At 69.9% G+C, this 13,529-nt stretch carries 17 protein-coding genes; 9 read left to right on the top strand and 8 right to left on the bottom strand.

The genetic code is table 11. The annotated features are described in order from the left end of the window. Positions 1-3 precede the first annotated feature (3 nt). The 4 genes from EKD16_RS21880 (at position 4) to EKD16_RS21865 (ending at position 3,977) form a co-directional block, all read left to right on the top strand. A complete protein-coding gene (locus tag EKD16_RS21880) occupies positions 4-1,083 on the top strand; it encodes a FecCD family ABC transporter permease (RefSeq protein ID WP_242677111.1) in 1,080 nt (359 codons plus the stop codon). Then, a complete protein-coding gene (locus EKD16_RS21875; protein WP_131100957.1) occupies positions 1,080-2,135 on the top strand; it encodes a FecCD family ABC transporter permease in 1,056 nt (351 codons plus the stop codon). Before EKD16_RS21880 ends, EKD16_RS21875 begins: the two co-directional genes overlap by 4 nt. Beyond that, positions 2,132-2,941 carry an ABC transporter ATP-binding protein gene (locus EKD16_RS21870; protein ID WP_131100955.1) on the top strand — a complete coding sequence of 270 codons (810 nt, stop codon included), beginning with the start codon at positions 2,132-2,134 and terminating at the stop codon, positions 2,939-2,941. Before EKD16_RS21875 ends, EKD16_RS21870 begins: the two co-directional genes overlap by 4 nt. Before the next feature lie 133 nt (positions 2,942-3,074). Next, positions 3,075-3,977 carry a Rossmann-fold NAD(P)-binding domain-containing protein gene (locus tag EKD16_RS21865; protein ID WP_131100953.1) on the top strand — a complete coding sequence of 301 codons (903 nt, stop codon included), beginning with the start codon at positions 3,075-3,077 and terminating at the stop codon, positions 3,975-3,977. 285 nt (positions 3,978-4,262) lie between these two features. On the opposite strand, the gene EKD16_RS21860 is transcribed toward EKD16_RS21865, so the two are convergent. The 4 genes from EKD16_RS21860 to EKD16_RS21845 all read right to left on the bottom strand — a co-directional run bounded on the left by EKD16_RS21860 (position 4,263) and on the right by EKD16_RS21845 (position 8,218). Continuing rightward, positions 4,263-5,729 carry a sensor histidine kinase gene (locus EKD16_RS21860; protein WP_207391372.1) on the bottom strand — a complete coding sequence of 489 codons (1,467 nt, stop codon included), beginning with the start codon at positions 5,727-5,729 and terminating at the stop codon, positions 4,263-4,265. Continuing rightward, complete coding sequence (locus EKD16_RS21855; protein WP_131100951.1) at positions 5,726-6,436, bottom strand: response regulator transcription factor; 711 nt, start codon at positions 6,434-6,436, stop codon at positions 5,726-5,728. Before EKD16_RS21855 ends, EKD16_RS21860 begins: the two co-directional genes overlap by 4 nt. A 70-nt stretch (positions 6,437-6,506) precedes the next feature. Next, complete coding sequence (locus EKD16_RS21850; protein ID WP_207391371.1) at positions 6,507-7,307, bottom strand: ABC transporter permease; 801 nt, start codon at positions 7,305-7,307, stop codon at positions 6,507-6,509. Further along, positions 7,304-8,218 carry an ABC transporter ATP-binding protein gene (locus EKD16_RS21845; RefSeq protein ID WP_131100948.1) on the bottom strand — a complete coding sequence of 305 codons (915 nt, stop codon included), beginning with the start codon at positions 8,216-8,218 and terminating at the stop codon, positions 7,304-7,306. Before EKD16_RS21845 ends, EKD16_RS21850 begins: the two co-directional genes overlap by 4 nt. Before the next feature lie 960 nt (positions 8,219-9,178). Between EKD16_RS21845 and EKD16_RS21840 the strand changes: the two genes are divergently transcribed. After that, positions 9,179-9,415, top strand: coding sequence for an MmcQ/YjbR family DNA-binding protein (locus tag EKD16_RS21840; RefSeq protein WP_242677110.1), 237 nt, complete (start codon positions 9,179-9,181; stop codon positions 9,413-9,415). Between the two features lie 40 nt (positions 9,416-9,455). On the opposite strand, the gene EKD16_RS21835 is transcribed toward EKD16_RS21840, so the two are convergent. Then, on the bottom strand, positions 9,456-9,656 hold the full coding sequence (locus tag EKD16_RS21835; RefSeq protein WP_131100946.1) for a hypothetical protein: 201 nt from the start codon (positions 9,654-9,656) through the stop codon (positions 9,456-9,458). Positions 9,657-9,689: 33 nt separating this feature from the next. Then, positions 9,690-9,959, bottom strand: a complete 270-nt coding sequence (locus tag EKD16_RS21830; RefSeq protein ID WP_131100944.1) for a hypothetical protein — start codon at positions 9,957-9,959, stop codon at positions 9,690-9,692. Positions 9,960-10,145: 186 nt separating this feature from the next. On the opposite strand from EKD16_RS21830, the gene EKD16_RS21825 reads away from it, so the two are divergent. Together EKD16_RS21825 and EKD16_RS21820 are read left to right on the top strand one after the other, a co-directional pair. Then, positions 10,146-10,415, top strand: coding sequence for a hypothetical protein (locus EKD16_RS21825; RefSeq protein ID WP_131100942.1), 270 nt, complete (start codon positions 10,146-10,148; stop codon positions 10,413-10,415). Positions 10,416-10,419: 4 nt separating this feature from the next. Next, entirely contained in the window at positions 10,420-11,043 is a 624-nt protein-coding gene (locus EKD16_RS21820; RefSeq protein WP_131100940.1) for a DUF6879 family protein, read from the top strand. Positions 11,044-11,321: 278 nt separating this feature from the next. On the opposite strand, the gene EKD16_RS21815 is transcribed toward EKD16_RS21820, so the two are convergent. After that, positions 11,322-11,582, bottom strand: coding sequence for a DUF397 domain-containing protein (locus EKD16_RS21815; protein WP_131100938.1), 261 nt, complete (start codon positions 11,580-11,582; stop codon positions 11,322-11,324). Between the two features lie 18 nt (positions 11,583-11,600). After that, positions 11,601-12,461 carry a helix-turn-helix domain-containing protein gene (locus EKD16_RS21810; protein WP_131100936.1) on the bottom strand — a complete coding sequence of 287 codons (861 nt, stop codon included), beginning with the start codon at positions 12,459-12,461 and terminating at the stop codon, positions 11,601-11,603. A 140-nt stretch (positions 12,462-12,601) separates the two neighbouring features. Here EKD16_RS21810 and EKD16_RS21805 point away from each other — a divergent pair, with 140 nt between their 5' ends. Beyond that, positions 12,602-13,000 (top strand): hypothetical protein, encoded by a 399-nt coding sequence (locus EKD16_RS21805; protein WP_131100934.1) that lies wholly within the window; start codon positions 12,602-12,604, stop codon positions 12,998-13,000. Continuing rightward, the gene (locus tag EKD16_RS21800; RefSeq protein WP_131100932.1) at positions 13,000-13,470 is read left to right on the top strand and encodes an ATP-binding protein; all 471 of its coding nucleotides are present in this window, start codon (positions 13,000-13,002) and stop codon (positions 13,468-13,470) included. The genes EKD16_RS21805 and EKD16_RS21800 overlap by 1 nt, the downstream gene beginning before the upstream one ends. Positions 13,471-13,529 lie beyond the last annotated feature (59 nt).

Genomic DNA, 13,529 nt, shown 5'->3' with positions numbered 1-13,529 from the left:
CCCGTGGCCGGCGCAACAGCTGCCGTACGGACCGGTGCCGCGACGAGGCGCGCACCGGGTGCCGACACCGGCCAAGGCCTGTTCCGCGGTGCAGCGGGCCGCTCGGTCGGCTTGGTCCTGGCCGCGCTGCCACTGGCGGCCGCCATCGCCGTGTCGATCCTCATCGGCAACTACCCTCTCTCGGCCGCAGACGCGGCCTCGGCCCTGAGCGGGCCCATCGGAACCGAAGCCGACCGGATCGTGTGGCACGTGCGCGTGCCCCGGACCGCCACCGGTCTGCTCACCGGAGTCGGGCTCGGAGTCGCGGGCGCCGTCATGCAGGGGTTGACCCGCAATCCCCTGGCGGGGCCGGGGATCCTCGGCGTCAACGCCGGGGCCGCGTTCGCCGTGGTGGCCGCCATGGCCTTCCTCAACGTGGGCGTGCTCACCGGTTACCTGTGGGCGGCGTTCGCCGGAGCCGCCGTGGCGGCGGTCTTCGTCTACGTGCTCGGTTCGCTGGGCGGCGGCGGCCCGACGCCGGTGAAGCTCGCGCTGGCCGGAGCCGCGTTCAGCGCCATGGTCGGCTCTGCGACCACCGCCATCACCCTCCTCGACGCCGGCGTACTCAACGACTACCGGTTCTGGACCGTCGGCTCGCTGACCCGACCCGAAACCGGAGATCTGCTTGCCGTCGCCCCCGCAGCGCTGGTCGGAGTCTGCCTGGCGGTGATGGTCGGCCGGGACCTCAACGCGGTCGCCCTCGGCGAAGACATGGCACGCAGCCTGGGCACCCGACTGGTGATCACCCGGGTGCTGGGCGCCGTCTCCGTCGTGCTGCTGGCCGGAACGGCCACGGCGATCGCCGGGCCGATCGGGTTCGTCGGCCTCGTCGTGCCCCACATCGCGCGAGCCCTGACGGGGCCGGACTACCGGTGGATCATGGCCTGGTGCGTCCTTTTGGCGCCGACCGTGCTCCTGCTGGCCGACGTGCTCGGCAGAGTGCTGATCCAGCCCGAGCAGCTGCAGGTCGGCATCGTCACCGGACTGATCGGGGCGCCGTTCTTCATCCACCTGGTCCGCAAGCGGAAGGTGGCCCAGCTGTGATCGCGGGCGACCGCGGCGCGTTCCTCCTGCGCAGCCCGCGGGCCGCAGTCGTGTTCCGGTTCGTCCGCCGGTCCACCGCCCTGACCCTGCTCGCCTGGCTGCTCGCCGGCGGCGTGGCGCTGCTGTCGCTGACCCTGGGCCAGTTCGACATCGGTGTCTCCGGCGTGCTCCGGGTGCTGGGCGGAGGCGGCACGCTCATCGAGTACGACGTCGTCGTGCGCAACCGGCTGCCGCGCGCTCTCACCGGACTCGGAGTGGGCGCCGCCTTCGCCCTGTCCGGAGCGATCCTGCAGCGTATCGCGGCCAACCCGCTGGTCAGCCCCGACGTGATCGGCGTGAACTCGGGAGCCGCCTTCGGCGCGCTGACGGTGATCACCGTGTTCGGCGGCACTGGACTGCACACCGTCGCGGGCGCGCTGGTGGGGGCGGCGGTCACCGCCGCGGCGATCTTCCTGCTTTCCGCCCGGCGCGGCCTGAGCGGCTACCGGCTGGTGCTCGTCGGTATCGGCGTGGCGGCCATGCTGACCTCGGCGGTGTCCTTCCTGCTGACCCGGGCCGACTACCACCGCGTGATGGCGGCGGCCGCGTGGCTGACGGGGAGCCTGGCCAACCGCAGCAGCCTGCACGTCGCGATCATCGCCACCACCCTGGCGGTCGCCGTGCCCGTGCTGGTCGTGCTGGCCCGCCAGGTGCGGCTGCTCGAACTCGGCGACGACCTGGCCAAGGTGCTCTCCGGGCATGCGAGCAGCACCAGGATCGCCCTCGTCGCCGCCGCGGTGGTGCTCGCCGCGATGGCCACGGCCGCGGCAGGCCCCATCGGGTTCATCGCGCTCGTCGCGCCCCAGATCGTCCGCCGGATGCTTCCCGGCCGAGGCGCCCTGCTCGCGCCCGCCGCGGGGCTCGGCGCTCTGCTCGTGGTCGCCGCCGACCTCGCCGCCCGGCTCTTGTTCACCCCGGCCGAGCTGCCCGTCGGCGTGATGACCGGGGTACTGGGAGCACCGGTGCTGCTGTACCTTCTCGCCCGCGCCAACAGGATCGGACACACAGGATGACGCCCCGCACCATCGCGCCGACCACGCTGGCCGCCGCCGACCTCAGCCTCGGATACCGGTCCGGGACCGTCGTCGACCGGGTCTCGGTAACACTGCCGCCCGAGCAGGTCACCGTGATCGTCGGACCGAACGGCTGCGGGAAGTCGACCCTGCTGCGCGGGCTCGCCCGGCTGCTCAAGCCGCAAGGCGGCGCCGTCCTGCTGGACGGTTCCGACATCGCCCGGCTGCCGGCCAAGAGCCTGGCCCGGCAGCTGGGACTGCTCCCGCAGCAGCCCGTCGCCCCGGACGGGATCACCGCCGCCGACCTCATCGCGCGCGGCCGTCACCCCCATCAGCGGTGGTTCCGCCAGTTCGGCGACACCGACGCCGAGGCGATCTCCGCCGCCATGGCCGCGACCGGCGTGACCGACCTGGCCGACCGCCCGATCGAGGAACTCTCCGGGGGCCAGCGGCAGCGGGTGTGGATCGCCCTGGCGCTCGCCCAAGACCCCGACGTCATGCTCCTCGACGAGCCGACGACCTACTTGGACCTGGCCCACCAGGTCGAGGTGTTGGAGCTGCTCACCGACGTGGACACCCGGTCTGGCCGGACGATCGTGCTCGTGCTGCACGACCTCGACCTCGCCGGCCGCTACGCCGACCACCTCATCGTCATGAAGGACGGAGAGGTCGCCGCGCAAGGCCCCCCGTCGGAGGTGGTCACCGCCGACACTGTGGAGTCCGTGTTCTCGCTGCCCTGCACGGTGATCGGCGACCCGCTCACCGGAACCCCGATCGTGCTTCCCCGGCCCGGCCGCAGGGGATGACGCCCTGCGGCCGCGCCGTACGGCACCGTCGGACCGTGCCGGTGCCGGCTCATCGAGCCACCGGAAGGGACCTGCCGGCAGCGCGACAGGCCGCGGGTCCGCGGCACCGGCGCCGATGGCGCATCCTGGAACCATGGACACCCCGAGCACGGCGAGCGGCCGAGCGCACCCGCCCACATCGACAGCGGTTCTGGCTGGATGCGGCGATCTGGGCAGCCGGGCCGGGCTGCGGCTGGCGGCGGACGGGTACCGCGTTGTGGGACTCCGCCGCAGCCCCGCCCGCGTGCCCGCCCCCATCGCCGGGCAGGCCGTCGACCTCACCCGGGAGGTCCCCCGCCTGCCGCCGGAGACCTCCGTCGTGGTCGTCGCCCTGACGGCCGATACCCGCGACGTGCCCGGCTACCGGGACACCTTCGTCGCCGGCCTGGGCCACCTGCTCGACGCGGTCGAGCGGCAGCTGCCCGTGCCGCCGCGGACGCTGCTGGTGTCCTCCACGGCCGTCTACGGGGTCGTCGACGGAAGCCGGGTCGACGAAGACACCCCGGCCGCCGGCGGAGCCGCCACGGCCGGGGTGCTCCGTGAGGCGGAGGACCTCCTGCACTCGCGGCTACCGGAGGCAGCCGTGCTGCGGCTGGGCGGGCTCTACGGTCCCGGTCGGCAGAACCTGCTTCGGGGGGTGCGCGAGGGCACCGCGGAGATCCCGCGCGACCCCGTCTACACCAACCGCATCCACCGCGACGACGCCGCCGCGGCCATCGCGCACCTGTGCACCCGCGTGCGCGTCCCGGACCGGGTCTACCTCGGCGTCGACGACGAACCGGCAGAGCGCGGCGAACTGCTGCGCTTCCTGGCCGACGAACTCGGCGTGGCACGCCCTCCCGTCGCCACCGGCCCGCCCCCGCGCGGCCAGGGCAAGCGGTGTTCCAACCGGAAGCTGCGTTCGACCGGTTTCACATTCCGCTATCCCACCTACCGCGAGGGCTACCGCGCCATCATCGATGGCACCTGTGCCGATGACCGCGACCCGTTCTCCTGACATCTTCGTTTCCAACATGGCGGCGGGTCTCGGTCGTCAGCCTTGCTTGAGGTCAAGACGCAGCCAGGCGCCTGCGCGCTACAGGGCGGCGGCGCGGCCGGGGGGATCGAGGGCCCGCGGAGGGTGTACTGCGCTCTTGGAGGTAGGACTCGTCAGTTACCTACATGCCCCGCTGCGCCGCCGGACGACCGCGGAGGACAGCTTCGCTCGGAAGGTTCCTACTCATACGGTCAGCGACGCTCGGCGACGGGGTGGCGAGGCGGCGGCCCCTGTCCGCGGGAACCTTCATACGGCTTGATCCAGTAGTGGCAGTGTCAGCCGGAAGCGGGCGCCTTCGCCGAGGGCGGTTTCCAGCTCGACGTCGCCGCCGTGAGCACGGGCGAGGGAGCGGGCGATGGCGAGGCCGAGTCCTCCGTTGTCTCCGTCCGAGCGGTTCCGGGAGCGGTCGGTCCGGTAGAAGCGGTCGAAGACGCGGCCTGCTTGTTCCGCGGTCATTCCCGGGCCTTCGTCGGCCACTTCGAGCAATGCCCGGTTGTCGACGGTGCCTACTCCGATACGGACGGGGGTGCCCGCTGGGGTGTGGGTGGCGGCGTTGCCTACGAGGTTGGTCACGACCTGCCGCAGCCGGGATTCGTCGGCGTGGACCTGGGCGGGGCCGGGCGGGCCGCTGCCTCCCGGCCCCGTGAGTTCGATCGGACGGGACGGGTCCAAGGCGCGCAGATCGTGGCGCGCGTCATCGGCGAGGGTGCGAAGGTCCATGGGCGCCCGATCGAGCTGCCCTTCCGGCGCTTCGTCGAGCCGGGCGAGCAGCAGCAGGCCGTTGGTGAGGGTGGCGAGTCGCGTCGCTTCTCGGTCGATGCGGTGCATCGTCTCCTCGACGTCGGCCCGTTCCGGCAGGGCGCCCATCCGGTAGAGCTCGACCGAGCCCTTGATGCCGAAGAGCGGGGTGCGCAGCTCGTGACTGACGTCTGAGACGAAGGTGCGCATTCGGGCCTCAGACGCGGCTCGGTCGGCGAAGGCCCGTTCAAGCTGGCCGAGCATGGTGTTGAGCGACGCCGCCAGGTGCCCGATCTCCGTGCTGGGCGCAGCGATGTCGGGCACGCGCCGGGTGAGGTCCCCATCGGCGATCGCGGCCGCCGTGTGCTCGATCCGCCGTAGCGGCCGCAGCCCGCGGCCGAGGGCGAACCAGCCGAGCCCACTCAGCAGGACGAGGAGGACTGCGCCGCTGGTCAGGCTGGTCGCCCGGAGGCGGGTGATCGTGGCATCCAGCTCGGTGAGCGGTGTGGCCGCGACGACCGTTCCGCCCGCCCCCGGCATCGTCCGGGCGGCGGCCCGCCAGCGCTCCCGGCCGTCAGCGGCGCGCAGGGTGACCGGTGTCCCGTCGGCGGGGATCGCGCCCAGATCGACGAGCGGTGGCAAGTTCGCTTTGTCCAGCCGGGAGGAGTGGATGTCTCGGGCTATCGTGCCCTCCGCGTCCAGGTGCACCAGGTACGGGACCCCGAACAAGTCGAGGGCGGGTTCGAGGCGCTCCGGGTAAGCGGTCACGGGATCCACCTCGGAGGGCACGGCGGCCGATGCGCGGGAGATGAGTGTGGTGAACGAGCGCAACCGGCCGTCGAGCTGGTCGAGCTGATAGCGCTCCAAGCGGTCGGACACCACGGCGCTGACGAGGGTCAGCCCCGCCAGCAACAGGCCCGTGGTGAGCAGCAGCAGCCGGGTCCGCAGCGAGAACCGGCTCAGCGTGCGCCTCACCGCCGGGGCTCCCGCAGCACATAACCGACCCCGTACACGGTGTGGAGGATCTTGGGCTCTTCGGTGTCGACCTTGCGCCGCAGGTAGGAGATGTAGGTGTCGACGATGTTGGTGTCGCCGCCGAAGTCGTAGTGCCACACCCGGTCGAGGATCTGTGCCTTGGACACGACGCGTCCGGCGTTCTCCATCAGGTAGCGCAACAGCCGGAACTCGGTGGGAGAGACGCGGAGAGGCTGTCCCGCCCGCGTCACCTGGTGTCCCTCGGGATCGAGTGCGAGGGTGCCCACCCTCAGCACGTCCACCTGGGGGCTCGCCGTGCGGCGGAGGATCGCGCGGATCCTGGCGATCAGCTCCTCCAGATCGAACGGCTTGGTCACGTAGTCGTCGGCGCCGAGGGAGAGGCCGGTGACCTTGTCGGCCTGTTGGTCCCGGGCGGTGAGGAAGAGGATGGGTACCGGCCCGCCGCGACTTTGCGAACGCTTTTCACGAAGCTGCCGAACCACGTCGAAGCCGTCCATGTCCGGCAGCATGACGTCGAGCAGCACCAGATCGGTCGGCTCCCCGGTGGCCGCGGCGACCGCCTCGGCGGCGGTCGCCGCGGTGGTCACCTGGAATCCGGCGAAACGCAGCGCTGCGGAGAGCAACTCACGGACGGTCGCCTCGTCGTCGACCACTAGCAGCCGCTCGACACCTTCTCGGAACGTCATCGCCTGCCCTGAGTTCCCAACACCGACCAGGCAAGGAATACCCGGCCTCCGGATAGCTCATGAACGAGTATCACACGTCGCGGCGCCGCAGGCCCCAGAAAGCGGCGGCGAGCACACCGGCGACGCCGAGGCACATGCCGGCGAAGTTGAGCCAGGGATGGGGGTATGCGGGATCGGGCACGGTCGCGATGATGGCGGTCGCGCCCTCAGTCGGCCAGAAGTCGAGGAGCCATTGGAGCCAGGAGGGGACGAGCGGAGCGACGGCGGGCACCAGGAAGACGATTCCGACCAGGGTGGCGAACGCCCCCGCCGTGGCCCGCGTGAGCGTGCCGAGACCGACCGCGAGCAGTCCGATCACCGAGAGATAGAGCCCGGCGCCCGCTATGGCTGAAAGCACACCCGGGTCGCCCAGCCCGGCGTTCGGCACGCCTTGCACGGCGAGAAGGCCCTGCCCGAGGAAGAAGGCCGCGAACATCAGCGCCTGGCCGGCGACCACGACAACGCCGGCGGTCACCACCAGCTTCGCCGCCAGCACACGGTGCCTGCGGGGCGTCGCGGTCAGCGATGTCCGTATCAGACCGGTTGCGTACTCGGAGGTCACCACCAGAGTCCCCAGCACACCGAAGAACAACTGAGCGACGAGGTGCGACCTCAGACTGAAGCTGGTGGGATCCCAATCCCGTCGTTCCGCGGCCGTCATGGCCGCATATTCCTGCCCGACGTAATCCATGGCCAGGGCCGTGATTGCCAGCCCCACCGCGAGGAGGCAGGCCAGCGTGTACCACGTGGAGCGCAGGCTGCGGAATTTGACCCACTCCGCGCGGACAGTGTGAGCGAACATCACGTCGGATGAAGCGGCGAGCGAGCTCATGCGGCGGTCCCCTGGTAGTCGAGGCTGTCCCTGGTCATCTCCATGAAGGTGTCCTCCAGCGACGCCCGCTGCGGGGTCAGCTCGGTGAGGACGATGCCGTCGTATGCGGCGAGTCTGCCGATCTCGCCGCTCGTCATGCCGGAGACGACCAGTGCCGAATCGGGACCCTCACGTACGGTCGCCCCGGCGGCCGTCAACCGGCGCGCGAAAACTTCCCGGCCGGGCGTGCGGAGCAGCACCGTGCCCCCACCACCCACATGCATGAGCTCACTGATGCTGGTATCCGCGAGGAGCCTTCCCCGCCCGATGACGATCAGATGGTCGGCGGTCTGCGCCATCTCGCTCATCAGGTGGCTCGACAGCAGCACCGCCCGTCCCTCGCGGGCCAGCGAGCGCATGAAGTCCCGCATCCAGCGGATGCCCTCCGGGTCGAGCCCGTTGACAGGTTCGTCGAAGATCAGCACCTGCGGCTCGCCGAGCAGGGCCGCCGCGATGCCGAGCCGTTGACGCATGCCGAGCGAGAACCCTCCCGCCCGTTTGCCGGCGACGCCCTCCAACCCGGTACGGGCGAGCACCTCGTCGACCCGGCGCCGAGGCAAGCCGTTGCTCACCGCAAGCGCCAGCAGATGGTCGTAAGCTTTCCGACTGCCGTGGACAGCGCCGGCCTCGAGCAGCGCGCCCACCTCGGTCATCGGCACCGGGAGGTCGCCGTAGCGGCGGCCACCGATGGTGGCGGAACCCCGGTCAGGGGCGGCCAGACCCAGGATCATCCTCATGGTCGTGGACTTGCCGGCGCCGTTCGGGCCGAGGAATCCGGTCACTTGACCCGCTTCGACGGTGAAGGACAAGTCGTCCACCACGGTCTCGGGACCGTACCGCTTGGTCAGTCCTTGTACCTCGATCGTTGTCATGAGACCGATCCTGCCGAGCCGAACTGGCCGGACTCTGAGAACTTCTGGGAAACCTCCTAGTAGTAGTACTTCGTCAAGTGCGTCGCCGGTGTCGGTAGGCGGGCGAGGCGGCTCGGGCAAGGCGCGCCGGAAAAGGCGGCTCGGGCCCGCTGGGCGGCCTTGTGGCCTGCCGGGCGGCGGGTGGTCTGGAGGAAAAGCGGCAGCCACGGCGCCGGATGGCCGGGCCCGCGCGTATCGGGCAGGGCGCCCGCCGGTTGGGCGCCCGGCGGCGCGCCGAGAACGGCTCCAGAGACGGTTTCGGCGCCGAGACCGGTCCCAGCGACAGTCTCGGTGGTGATCGGGCGCCCGAGTGTCCTTTATGCCGGGCTTCGCGGCATCCATTGCGCGGAAATCACCACGGATCGGCCTTGGACGTGGTGATTTCCGCGCAATGGATACTGACCGGGCCCCATCGCCGCGCGCCGCCCCCGCCCGGCCACGGGAGCGGGATCCCACCCGCGCGGGCGCAAGGGGCCGCCGCCGTTGCCGCCGCTTTTCAGCTCAGGCGACCCGCCACCCGCCCGGTGCCACAGCCGCACAACAGACCCGAGGCGCCGTCGGTGCGCCACGCGATGCGCGGGCGGGGCCGGAGACCGCACCCCCGAGTCGACCAGGTCGGCACACGGAATTCGGGAACTTGACGAAGTACTACTAGAGACCGGCAGCCCCACCCGAGCACCGTCGCCTGCCCGTCGGCGCCGCAGCGGTTCACTCACACGAAACTCTGCGGATCGCGGTACGAGTCGGCGGTCGGCGCACGGGCGCCCGAGAATCGCATTGGAGGGGGCGGCGGTTTGATTTCAATCGGTATTGCAACAAGGTGCTCGTCCAGAGCCTCGGTCGGGTGTGCACCACAGGACGGCAAACCGCCGCTTCGACACGTGAGGCGGGCGGCGCCGCCTTAGCGCCCCGCGCGATCTCATGCGGCATCTGCGTCTGAACTGGCAGGTCGAGTCGTATTGCCTGTTTCCCGGCTGGGTAGACGTAGACATCACCGCCGGCTACCACATGAACAAGCGGCACTGGATCACACTGGCTCCCGGCGACTCGGTCGACACGAAGCTGGTCGAGGAGTTGGTGACCGAGTCCTACCGTCTCGTGCTCGCCACGCTTCCCCGCTCGCGTCGCCCCATCGCCCCGGAGGCGGTCGGTGCCTGACCGCGATGCGCCCGCCGAGGCCCTGACCGGAGAGACACTGTCATCCTGGTCTCCCGCAGGAAGCGTTCGACCAGCACGCCGGCTGCGTGTCGGAGCGGCCCAGGTGCTTCCGGCTCATCAGTTTCACGGCGATCCGCCGGTCGAGCCGGCGGTCGTAGCGGCGCAGGACCACGCCCATGCCGCCTTGGCCGATGGGGGTGGTCAGTTCGTAGCGGTCGGCGATGACGCGTTGCTGGAACATCGCAGGACCGTGGCTCCGTGGAGCCGGGGGCGGTCAGGCGGCGTCGCGGCGCAGCCGCCGGTAGGCGCGTCCGCGGGCCTTGCGCACGAACTCCTCTCGGAATCCGTCGTTGTCGCTGAACATCCGGAGGAATTCGGTCCTGCTCTCGGCGATCTCGTACACCTTGTCCTCGAAGGCGGTGTCGAAGACCAGGCCGAAGTCCTCCTCGCCGTTGGCGTCGGCGGCGTCGGCCACCGCGGATTCGTCCAACGCCGCTTCGTGGTGCGGGGTTTCGGTGAGGGCATACGGGGAGGCTCCGTGCAAGCGCGAGGCTCATTGTCGGTCCACCGTGAAGCCCCAGTATGGCCGAGACCAACGGTCACGGCGGCGAAACGGGGTGAATCGGTCATGCATCCGCCTGGCCGGATTCCGCCATTCGTAGGGTGTGGGGTGTCCAACGCGCCGAGGCGGGAATGGTTCTCTCCCGCCTCTGAACACAGGAGGATCCCAGTGGAACGTCTGTGGGACGTAAAGCCCGACGCCCAGTTCAAGCAGCGTCTCGGGAAGACAGCCGCCGAACTGGAACAAAGCCGCACCAATGATGACTGCCCGGAGATCTGGGAGCTTGACAACGGTGACGTGGCGATTGTGGGGCGCGACGTCACCGAGCGCTTCAGCGACCGCCTTCCGGCCGGGCTGAGCATAGGCGCCGACGAGCGGCTGGTGGTCATTCCCGGGAAGATGTTGCGAGCCGCAAAGCCGGACATCTCTGATGTTTGACGCCGTGCGCGCGGCTGAGGGCGCAGTCATGGACCGCCGCGCCTACCACGCTGATGCCGCCGCCCTGCGCGCGGATCCGGCCATGACCGGTGACGTCTGGAAACTGGAGCGGTCGCAGGTCTTCTCCGAGTCAGGAGATCCGGCCTGGGCGGCGTTCTGCTCCGGCGACTGGGACCGCGTCCTGGAGATTTTCGAGAGCGAGCGCGAGGACATTCGCGCGGAGCGTCAGAGCTACGAGCGGTTGGGTCTGCGGCTGCGGCGGCTGCGCATCGTCGAACTCCCGCCCACGTCCTACCTGCTGTGGGAGGCGCAGAGCCACCGGATATTCGTCGAGTGTGGTTTCGAGATCCGCGTGCTCGACGCCGGGCACATCCGCCAGTTCGAGAGCGAGTATCCGCTTCCGGAACTCATGGCGTATGGCGATCAGGTTCTCTACCACATCCGCTACGACGAGAACGGCAGTCCGGCCGGGGCGAAACGGGTCGACGATCCCGCGCTTGCGCGTGCCGCCGCGCGAACCGTGTCCGAGTTGTACGAGCAGGCGGAACCGTTCGTGGACTTCTTCGAGCGGGAGATCGCCTCGAAGGTCCCGGCGCGCGGCAGTGTCGGGGGTTTCCCGTCGGTTTGAGGGGGCGTGGGGCGGTCCGCGCAGGAGCGCCCCACGGAGAGCAGGGGGCTTGCCCTCCGCCCGGAAGAAGGAGTGTTCGCCGCGGTATCGGCGGAGCGGAAGCGGAGGGGCTGAAGGCCGACGGCCTGCACGGCGGTAAGGAATGCTGCCCGTTCGGAGCAGGTGAAGACCGGACCGGCATCCCGCGTGGGTGCTGAGGGAGCCCTCCTCGGCCCGGCTCGGCCGCGCTCAGCATGTTGCCCGGTATGACTACCAGGCGCTCGCCGAAACGGCGAGTCTCACAAGCGGGTGGCCTTCACAGCGGTGAGGAACGCCGACCACTCGTCCCCGGAGAAGGACAGGTGGCCCGCCTGCGGGTGCTTGGAGTCCCGCACGGCGACCGAGGAGGGGAGGTGTGCGTACTCGACACAGTTGGCGTTAGTCCCGCTGTAGGTGGAGACGTGCCAGGCGGCGCTGGAGCATTCGAGGCACTCACCGCCGTTGCCGTTGCTGTAGGAGCTCTTGCGCCAGGGGGCGAGAGACACGGGGAAGGGCGTCATCCCGTACTTCCTTCGGTGTCAGATCTGAGCGACAATCTCACGGATCATCGAGCTTGTGTGGTCGGTGCTGAGAGCTGTTGCACGTAGGTGGTTGAAGACCACGTTATAGCGTTCGACCTCGTCTGGTTCCTCCACATACAGGCTACTTGTCTGGTGTTCGAGGTACACGAGATCGGCATCGATTGCGGCCGGGAAGCTGAGTATGGAGAAGGCGCCGTCCATGCCTGGATGAGCACCCAGCTCGTAGGGAAGCACCTGCACGGTGATGCGCGGTGGATCGATCGCCTTGGCGAGGTGTCCGAGCTGCTTCTTCATCACGCCTGGCCCTCCCACGTGGCGGCGAATCACCGCTTCGTTGAGGATGAACCAGAGTTGAGGTGCGTGCGGACGTTCCAGGAGTTTCTGACGCTCCATCCGGACCGCGACGCGTCGCTCGATCTCCTCGTCGCTGAGAGAGCGCAGAGAGCCTTGGTGGATTGCTCGCGAGTAGTCGGCCGTTTGCAGCAGGCCGGGGACGAACTCCGAGGTGTACGAGCACACCGCTGACGCCTCGGCCTCCAGGCCGACGAACCCCTGAAACCACTCGGGTACGGCGTCCCCGTGCACGTGCCACCAACCGCGCTGCCGGGCTTCGCGGGCGAGCCGCAACAGGGTCTCCCGCTCTTCGTCCGTGACCTCGTAGATCTCCAACAGCAGCCGGAGGTCTGCTGGACGTGGCAGGCGCTCGCCCAGCTCCCACCGGGACACGGTGCTGTTCACCCATGCGTTCTCGGAGAGTTCGACGACATGGTCGATGCTCCAACCGCGCTCTTCCCTGAGGCGCCGCAGTTCACCCCGGAGCCGACGTCCTCGCACCGTCGCGTTCTTCTTTGCGGCCATGGCGGCCTCCTCAACTGTCCGGTAAGTAAGCTGATACTAAATGGGGAATTTCCAATGGGAGATTGCCATTGGAGCCATGCTAGGCCATGCTGGAGTCTTCCGGGGGCTGTTCCCCACGGCGCTTCTATGAAGGAGGCATTGTGTCCATGTTCGCAACTCGTAGTGATCGATCACTCCCGTGCGGTGAAACCCGCCGGTCGCTGCTTGGGCGACTTCAGGAGGAGGTGCACACGTTCGGCAGGTCGGCGCTGGTGGTGCTGGCCGGCTCGGATCACCCGGTGCTCTACACCGCCGGTCCCGACGGTCGCCGGGTTGCCGTCGTGGCCATGTGGCTGGGGGACTCCTGGTGGTTCATCTGGGGCCGGAACGGTCAGGCTCCGGCGGACTCTCCTCGCAACGTTGCCGCAGTCCTCGCCGGGCGCCACCCGGGGGACTCGGGCGGCGCGGGAAAAGTCCGTGACCTGTTCAGCCGCCGCCCTCGCGCACGCGGTAAGCAGGCCGCGCACGCCGCCTCGGGCGCGCTTTCGGAGGTGGCGTGATGGAAGACGTCCTCTCCCCGTTCACACTCAGCGCCTACCGGTCCTTTCCCGGGCTGGCGGAGCAGTGCCGCGAGGCCCGCCTCTGGGTGCGGGCGCTGGTGCGCGACTTCCACGACGTGGCCGATGCCGTGGAAGTGGTAGCCAGCGAGTTCTTCAGCAACGCTCTGCGCCACACCGCATCCGGCCACCCCGACGGCGAGGTGGACGTGGGGCTCGTCGGTCTGGCGGCCGGTGTCCTCCATCTGGAAGTGATCGACCAGGGCCAGGCCACCACTCGCGCCGAGTGCCAACCCCCCGACCCGATGCGCCCCGGCGGCTGCGGCCTGGTCCTCGCCGGCGCCCTATCCCACGGCTGGGGGCGCGTGCCCGCCGAAGCCGACCCGTGCTGCGGCATCCACACCCCTACCCCCGACGACTACACCGGCCCGATGGTCACCTGGGCCCACTTCCACACCAGAATCCGACGCTGACGCCCCGACTCCCTGTCCGGCACGGCGGCCGTCGATCCACGCCCGGCGTCACCCCACGG

Origin of the sequence: Streptomonospora litoralis (assembly GCF_004323735.1) — a bacterium.
GTDB lineage: Bacteria > Actinomycetota > Actinomycetes > Streptosporangiales > Streptosporangiaceae > Streptomonospora > Streptomonospora litoralis.
The sequence above is the reverse complement of the archived record's forward strand: the minus strand, read 5'-3'. Positions and strand labels throughout refer to the sequence as shown.